Source organism: Cellulomonas endometrii (genome assembly GCF_949769265.1).
In the GTDB taxonomy this organism is placed as follows: domain Bacteria; phylum Actinomycetota; class Actinomycetes; order Actinomycetales; family Cellulomonadaceae; genus Cellulomonas; species Cellulomonas endometrii.
On record NZ_CATKPC010000009.1, the window covers coordinates 157,070 to 163,821 of the forward strand.

Annotated in this window: 9 protein-coding genes and 1 pseudogene; 4 read left to right on the plus strand and 6 right to left on the minus strand. The window is 77.7% G+C overall.

Annotation, left to right across the window (positions count from 1 at the left end; all coding sequences use genetic code 11):
- The first annotated feature begins 48 nt into the window (after positions 1 to 48).
- A complete protein-coding gene (locus QNH85_RS11765; RefSeq protein ID WP_282946697.1) occupies positions 49 to 1,335 on the plus strand; it encodes a glycoside hydrolase family 15 in 1,287 nt (428 codons plus the stop codon).
- A 26-nt stretch (positions 1,336 to 1,361) separates the two neighbouring features.
- On the opposite strand, the gene QNH85_RS11770 is transcribed toward QNH85_RS11765, so the two are convergent.
- The 3 genes from QNH85_RS11770 to QNH85_RS11780 form a co-directional block, all read right to left on the minus strand.
- A complete protein-coding gene (locus tag QNH85_RS11770) occupies positions 1,362 to 1,565 on the minus strand; it encodes a cold-shock protein (protein WP_282946698.1) in 204 nt (67 codons plus the stop codon).
- 122 nt (positions 1,566 to 1,687) lie between these two features.
- On the minus strand, positions 1,688 to 2,311 hold the full coding sequence (locus QNH85_RS11775) for a LytR C-terminal domain-containing protein (protein WP_282946699.1): 624 nt from the start codon (positions 2,309 to 2,311) through the stop codon (positions 1,688 to 1,690).
- A 51-nt stretch (positions 2,312 to 2,362) separates the two neighbouring features.
- Positions 2,363 to 2,710, minus strand: a complete 348-nt coding sequence (locus tag QNH85_RS11780) for a DUF3263 domain-containing protein (protein ID WP_282946701.1) — start codon at positions 2,708 to 2,710, stop codon at positions 2,363 to 2,365.
- A 111-nt stretch (positions 2,711 to 2,821) separates the two neighbouring features.
- On the opposite strand from QNH85_RS11780, the gene QNH85_RS11785 reads away from it, so the two are divergent.
- Positions 2,822 to 3,499, plus strand: coding sequence for a uracil-DNA glycosylase (locus QNH85_RS11785; RefSeq protein ID WP_282946702.1), 678 nt, complete (start codon positions 2,822 to 2,824; stop codon positions 3,497 to 3,499).
- Between the two features lie 76 nt (positions 3,500 to 3,575).
- Positions 3,576 to 4,421 carry an SGNH/GDSL hydrolase family protein gene (locus tag QNH85_RS11790; protein ID WP_282946704.1) on the plus strand — a complete coding sequence of 282 codons (846 nt, stop codon included), beginning with the start codon at positions 3,576 to 3,578 and terminating at the stop codon, positions 4,419 to 4,421.
- 6 nt (positions 4,422 to 4,427) lie between these two features.
- Here the strand turns inward: QNH85_RS11790 and QNH85_RS11795 are convergent, their stop codons facing one another.
- The 3 genes from QNH85_RS11795 to QNH85_RS19945 form a co-directional block, all read right to left on the minus strand.
- The gene (locus QNH85_RS11795) at positions 4,428 to 4,874 is read right to left on the minus strand and encodes a hypothetical protein (RefSeq protein WP_282946706.1); all 447 of its coding nucleotides are present in this window, start codon (positions 4,872 to 4,874) and stop codon (positions 4,428 to 4,430) included.
- A gap of 132 nt (positions 4,875 to 5,006) precedes the next feature.
- A complete protein-coding gene (locus QNH85_RS11800) occupies positions 5,007 to 6,086 on the minus strand; it encodes a hypothetical protein (protein WP_282946707.1) in 1,080 nt (359 codons plus the stop codon).
- Positions 6,083 to 6,499 carry a S24/S26 family peptidase gene (locus QNH85_RS19945; protein ID WP_346016315.1) on the minus strand — a complete coding sequence of 139 codons (417 nt, stop codon included), beginning with the start codon at positions 6,497 to 6,499 and terminating at the stop codon, positions 6,083 to 6,085. Before QNH85_RS19945 ends, QNH85_RS11800 begins: the two co-directional genes overlap by 4 nt.
- A 157-nt stretch (positions 6,500 to 6,656) precedes the next feature.
- On the opposite strand from QNH85_RS19945, the pseudogene QNH85_RS19950 reads away from it, so the two are divergent.
- Positions 6,657 to 6,752, plus strand: a pseudogene (locus QNH85_RS19950) (YbhB/YbcL family Raf kinase inhibitor-like protein); the annotation flags it as partial.

Consider the following 6,752-nt stretch of genomic DNA (forward strand, 5'->3'; position numbering starts at 1 on the left):
CGCGGACCCTCGGGACGGGGCCCGGCGGGGACGGCTAGCCTGCCCGGCATGCTCTCCCGCAGCGTCGCCGCCGTCGTGGCGCTGGGCGCGCTCGCGGCGGGGCTCGTGGCCTTCGGGGCGTCCGGCCCGCGGGAGGCGCACGTCGACCTGTACGCCGAGGGCGTGGTCGCCACCCCCGACGGCCCGCGGACCGTCCCCGCCGGCGAGACCGCCGAGCTGCACCCCGGCACGCGGGTGGTCGTCGACGACGCGAGCACCGCGGACGACGCGCTCGCCGCCGAGCAGCGCGCGTGGCTGGCGTCGGGCGAGGTCCCCGGCGCCGACGGGCCGTACGCCGACCTGGTGACCGACGCGCTGCTCGACCTGCGCACGCTGGTGCTCGACGACGGTGCGGCGGTGGCCGCGTGGACCCCGCACTGGCGGTACGTCTGGCCGCGGGACGCGTCGTTCGTGGCGGTGGCGCTCGCCCGCACGGGGCACGTCGAGGACGCGCTGGAGGTCCTGGGCTTCCTGGCGCGGGTCCAGGCCGACGACGGGTCGTTCGAGGCCCGCTACCTGCCCGACGGCACCGGCGTCCCGGACGACCGCGCCCCGCAGACCGACGGCACCGGGTGGGCGCTGTGGGCGGCGGGCGAGACGGTGGCCGCGGCCGCGCCCGAGGACCGGGAGGCGACCGCCGAGCGCCTGCGCGCCCTGGTCGAGCGGTCCGCGGCCCACGCGACGTCCCTGGTGGCGGGCGACGGCCTGCCGGCGGCGTCCCCGGACTACTGGGAGGTCCCGGAGGACGAGCTGACGCTCGGCACCGTCGCGCCGGTGCTCGCCGGGCTGGAGGCCGCGGACGACGTGCTGGCGCTGCTCGGCGATGACGAGGAGGCGGCCGCGGTCCAGCGAGCCGCCGCCCGGACGCGGACCGCGGTGGAGCGCGCGTTCGGCGACGACACGGCGTACGGCCGGTACGCGGACGGCGGCGTCGCCGACGCGGCGAGCGCGTTCGTGCTGCCGCCGTTCCAGCCGACCGCCCTCGACGGCGCCGTCGAGGGCTGGCAGGCGTCCGCGGCGGCGATGGCGCGGCCCGCCGGCGGCCTCGCGCCGGGCGCCGGCTGGAAGCAGGACGGCATCTCCTGGACGCCGCAGACGTCGCTCTACGCCCTGGTCGCGGCGGAGAACGGCCTCACCGCGGAGGCGCAGGCACGGCTCGGCTGGCTGGACGCCCACCGGACGGGCATGGGCGCGCTGCCCGAGAAGGTGCTCGCCGACGGGTCACCCGCGGCGGTGGCCCCCCTGGCGTGGACGGCGGCGTGCGTGGTGCTCGCGGCGGACGCGCTGGAGGGCTGAGCCCCCGGCGCGTCCGCCGGTCGGCTCTACAGCGGGCGGACCTGCTCCGCCTGCGGGCCCTTGGTGCCCTGCCCGAGCTCGAACTCGACGGACTGGCCCTCCTCGAGGCTCCGGTAGCCGCTCGACTGGATGGCGCTGAAGTGGACGAACAGGTCCTGACCGCCGTCGGACGGGGTGATGAACCCGTAGCCCTTCTCGGCGTTGAACCACTTGACGGTGCCCTGCGACATGCGGAACTCCTGGTGACGACGTGATCGGGCGCCGTCGGTGGCCGTGGTCCCCCCGGCGGGCCGGCAGGCGGTCACCGCGACGCGGCCGAGCGTAGCCGCGGGCCCGCGACCTGCGGAAGAGGTCAGCTGTCGAAGTCGCGCAGCAGGAGGACGACGACGCCGTCGTCGGCCACCTCGGCCGACTCGACCACGTTCGCGATGCCGAGGGTCGTCGCGACCTGCTGCGCCGTGGCGGACAGCTCCGGCGTGCCGTAGAAGATCGTCGTGGCGGTGCTGCCGCCGGCGTTGCCGTTGCCCGTCTCGACGGAGGTGAACCCGGCGTCCTCCAGGTCCTCCGCTGCGCCCGCCGCGAGGCCGGTGATGCCCGACGCGTTGAGCACGCGGACGGTCGCGTCCAGGTCGGGGGCGGGCGGCGGGACCTCCTCGACGGGGGCCTCGGTGGCCGGCGGCTCCTCGACGGCGGGCTCGCTCGGGGTGGTCGACTCCGCGGGGGCCTCCGTCTCGGGCTGCGCGGGCGCGGAGGCGACGGGGGTCTCGGAGGTCCCGAAGCCGGGGATGCGGCCGTCCCAGGACGAGGCCCACAGCACGAAGACGACGGTCAGCGCCGGGACGAGGACGACGACGGCGACGAACGGCCACCAGCGGCTCCACCAGCTCCGGGGTGCGCGGTGCACGCCGATCGGCGCGTCCTCCGCCGGTGCGGCGTCGAACTCGTCCTCCGGGTACCGGTCGCTGCCCTTGCTCACGGCGGACAGGCTAACGGTTCGCGCTGGTGGGACCGGCCACGCGCACCGGGATCAGGCGTCCGCGCCGAGGCGGCGGGCGCTGCGGGCGCGCTGGCGGGTGGAGCGCATGCGCCGGAGCCGCTTGACCAGCATCGGGTCGTGCGCGAGCGCGGCGGGCGAGTCGATGAGCGCGTTCAGCACCTGGTAGTACCGGGTGGCCGACATGTCGAACAGCTCGCGGACGGCCTGCTCCTTGGCGCCGGCGTACTTCCACCACTGGCGCTCGAAGGCCAGCACCTGCTGGTCGCGCTCGGACAGGCCGGAGGGGTCGCTCCCGGCGGGCGCCGCGGTGCCGCCGTCGACGGCCACCAGCGTCGGCCGGGCGACCGTGCCGTCGCCGCGCTCCGCCGTCGCGTCCATCCGTGCCGCCCTCCCGTGCCGGTGCCCCTGGGTCAGCGGCCATCGTACGGCGGGAATCACACGGCTGTCATTCCTCGCGGGGCCGGTGCCACCCCGCTAGCGTCGGGGCCTGTGGACGCCGCCCCGCTCGCCTCGCTCGTCGCCTCCGACTGGGCCGCCGCCCTCGCTCCCGTCGAGCCGCAGGTGCACGCCGCCGGCGAGTTCCTCCGGGCGGAGGTCGCGGCGGGCCGCGGGTACCTGCCGGCGGGACCCGACGTGCTGCGGGCGTTCACCCGCCCCCTCGCCGACGTGCGGGTGCTCGTCGTGGGCCAGGACCCGTACCCCACGCCCGGGCACCCGATGGGGCTGTCGTTCTCCGTGCAGCCCGACGTCCGCCCCCTGCCCCGGTCGCTCGCCAACGTGTTCACCGAGCTCCGCGCCGACCTCGGCGTCCCGCAGCCGAGCACCGGCGACCTGTCCCCCTGGGCCGACCGCGGGGTCATGCTGCTCAACCGGGTGCTGACGGTCCGGCCGGGCGAGCCGGCCTCGCACCGCGGCAGGGGGTGGGAGACGGTCACCGACCGCGCCATCGCCGCCCTGGTCGAGCGCGGCGGCCCGCTCGTCGCCGTGCTGTGGGGCCGGGACGCCCAGTCGCTCGCGCCCGCGCTCGGCGGCGTGCCGGTCGTCGCGAGCCCGCACCCGAGCCCGCTGTCGGCGAGCCGCGGGTTCTTCGGCTCGCGCCCGTTCTCCCGCGTGAACGCCCTGCTCGCGGAGCAGGGCGCGGACCCGGTCGACTGGTCGCTGCCCTGACGCGGGGGTGCCGCAGGCCGCCGGCGCGGAGGAATCGGGCCTGACACGCGCCCGGGGCGGGGGGCAGACTGCGAGGGTGACGACGCACGAGGGGGCGGCGACGGCCGCACGCACGGACGACCGGCCGACCACGACGCAGCCGCCCCGCTGGGAGCGGTACGTCGCTGTCGGCGACTCCTTCACCGAGGGGCTCTGGGACACGCCCGAGGGCGACGAGGGACCGGTCCGGGGCTGGGCGGACGTCCTGGCCGGGCTGCTGTCCGAGCGGCGCCGCGCGGCCGGCGCCGAGCCGCTGCGGTACGCGAACCTGGCCATCCGCGGCCGCCTGCTCCGGCCGATCGTCGTCGACCAGGTGCCCACGGCGCTCGCGATGGGCGCCGACCTGGTGAGCCTGGTGGGGGGCGGCAACGACATCCTGCGGCCCGGCGCCGACCCGGACCGGCTCGCGCGCGGCCTCGAGCAGGCCGTCGCGCGCGTCCGGGCGTCGGGCGCGGACGTGCTGCTGGCGACGGGCTTCGACTCCGCCGGGTCGCCCCTCGTGCAGTCCACCCGCGCGCGGGTCGGGATCTACAACGCGCACATCTGGTCGATGGCGCGGCGGCACGGCGCGTACGTGCTGGACCTGTGGGGCATGCGGCACCTCAAGGACATCCGGATGTGGTCGCCCGACCGCATCCACCTCACCACCGAGGCGCACGCGCGCGTCGCGCAGGGCGCCCTGGTCGCGCTCGGGCTGGAGCCGGACGACCCGGCGTGGGACGAGCCTCTCGCCCCGCAGCCCCGGCTCCCGCGCGCGGAGCAGGCCCGCCGGGACGCCCGGTGGCTGCGGATGTACGCGTACCCGTGGGCGACGCGGCGGCTGCGGGGGCGGTCCTCCGGTGACGCGCGCGTCGCGAAGCTGCCGCAGCTGACCGAGGTCTGATCCGGGTCAGCGGCCCGCGGCGTCGTCGCCGGCCGCCGGTGCGCCCGTGACCGGCTCGTCGGTCACCAGGGCCAGCGACACCCCCGCGAGGTCCTCGACGGCCACCCCGGCTCCGTCCAGCGTCACCGACGTGCGGGGTGCGGTCACGGGGGTGCGGGCCTCCGCGAGCGCCTCGTCGTCCGGGCCGTGCAGGGTCACCGCCACCTCGCGGCCGGCGCAGCCCTCCGGCACGTCCGCCAGGGACGCGCGCGTGACGCCGTAGCCGCCGAGCGCGGCGACGTAGTCGACGTCGTAGTCGACGCTGATCCGGCTGACCACGCAGGCCCCGGCGGGCGCGGTGTCGCCGCCGTCCCACGTGAGGGCGCGGGCCATGGACACCGCGAGCCCGGCGCAGCCGAGCCACGCCAGGGTCACCCCTGCCGCGCGGCGTGCACGGACGTGCTCGTGCGCCATCGGCGCCCCCTCCATGGACCAGCCCGGTCGATCCGTCGACCTGGCGGGCCCATCGTCCGTCCGCGTCGGGTGCTGAGCACCCGGGGCGGCACGCCACCCGTCCGGGGGACGCGCCTCACCCGGTGGCGCGCGTCAGGAGTGCAGGCAGACGTCGAACGTGCGGGTCGTGTCGTCCCGGACGCCCCACGTGTCCCAGGCGGTCGGCGTCACCCGGTAGACCGTCCCGCCGCGGGCCTCGAGCGCGTAGCTGCCGGGCACGGTGAGGTCCGCGAGGTCGACCGTCCGGCCGCGCGCGGCGAACCAGGCCACCAGCGGGGCGACGTCGACGTCGGCGCGCCAGCCGGCGTAGAACTGCGGCGTCCCGGCGACCCCCACCGTCGTCGCGAAGCAGGCGTAGCCCACGTTGCCGTCGGGTGCCGCCGAGACCTGCGTGTACGGCAGGGCGGGGTCGTGGACCGGCGCGGGCAGCGCGTAGTGGCAGACCGTCACGGTGATCGTCTCCCCCGCGGCCAGCGTCTCGGACCCGGGCCGCCCGCCCACGGAGACGACGCCGCCGGACGGGGTGGCGGACAGGACCTGACCCCACCACGGGCTCTGGACCTGGAACCCCGAGCCGGACGTGACGCCGTTGAACGGCCGCTGGTCCAGGTGCAGGTCGACGCGCCAGACGGTGCTCGCCGCTCCCGAGACCGGCACGCTCACGCAGGCCTGCGTCCCGGACGACGCGAGCTGGCTCCACGTCACGGTGCCGAACGTCGTCCCGGGGCCGGGGGTCACCGGACCGGCCGGGGTCCGCGGCGTCCAGGTGGCCGGCACCGCCCACCCCCCGACGGTGACCGCGACGCCCGCGACGCGAGCCGTCGCGTACGAGGGCACGGTCACCGTCGCGGTCGCGGCCGCCGGGAGCGTGACGGACGTGTCCGCGCCCGCGAGCGCCGTGCCGTCCGCGGCGAACAGGCGCAGCGTCGCGACCTTCCCGCGGCAGCCGGCGGGGATGCCGGACAGCACGACCTGCGTCGCGGATGCCGACGTGCCGCCCGCCGTGGCACCCAGCGCGGCGGCGGTGCACGGCGCGGCGGCCGCGGTGGTGATCTGCCGCGCGGCGACGGGGAGCCGGGCGGCGCTCGCCGGCGAGAGCGCCAGGGCGGCGAGGAGGGCGAGGACCACCGCGACCAGGGCGGCGGGCGCGACGAGCCGGGCGCGCGCGGTCACGTCGCGGGCTCCGGGCGGCTCGGCCAGAGGAGCACGCCGCCGGCCACGACGATCAGGGACAGCCAGGCCCAGGGGTCGAGCAGCACGGCCGCGACCCGGCCGAGCCCGGGCACGTGCACCCGGGCGATGCCCAGGACGTCCTCCTGGTGGGGGCGCCACGGGTCGAGGAAGTCGTTGTTGTCCCCCTGGATCACCCACCCGTCGGCCGCGGAGCCGTCGACGACCCGGTGGATGACCCGGCCGTCGGGGACGCCCGGCGGGGTGTAGACGACCACGTCGCCCGCCGCGGGGACGCCGCACCGGGACACGACGAGGTCGCCGGTGACGTAGGCCGGCTCCATCGAGTGGCCCGACACGATGGTCAGCGTCGTGCAGCCGCCGAGCGTGCTCGGCCAGCCGAACCACACGAGCACGCCGACGACCGCCGCGGTGAGCGCCCAGCCGAGCGCCCCGCGCGCGCCCGGGCGCAGCCCCCCGACCCCCCGCCCCGTCGCCCCGGCGCCCTGGGCGCCCCGCCCGTCCGTCGGGGCCTCCGCCCGCGCGAGCGCCGACGTCGCGCACGGCGAGCCGATGCCGTCGCGGTTCGCCGCCGACGGCGAGGACCTGTCCCCCGCGCTGGAGTGGTCCGGGTTCCCCGAGGGCACGCGCTCGTTCGTGGTCAGCTGC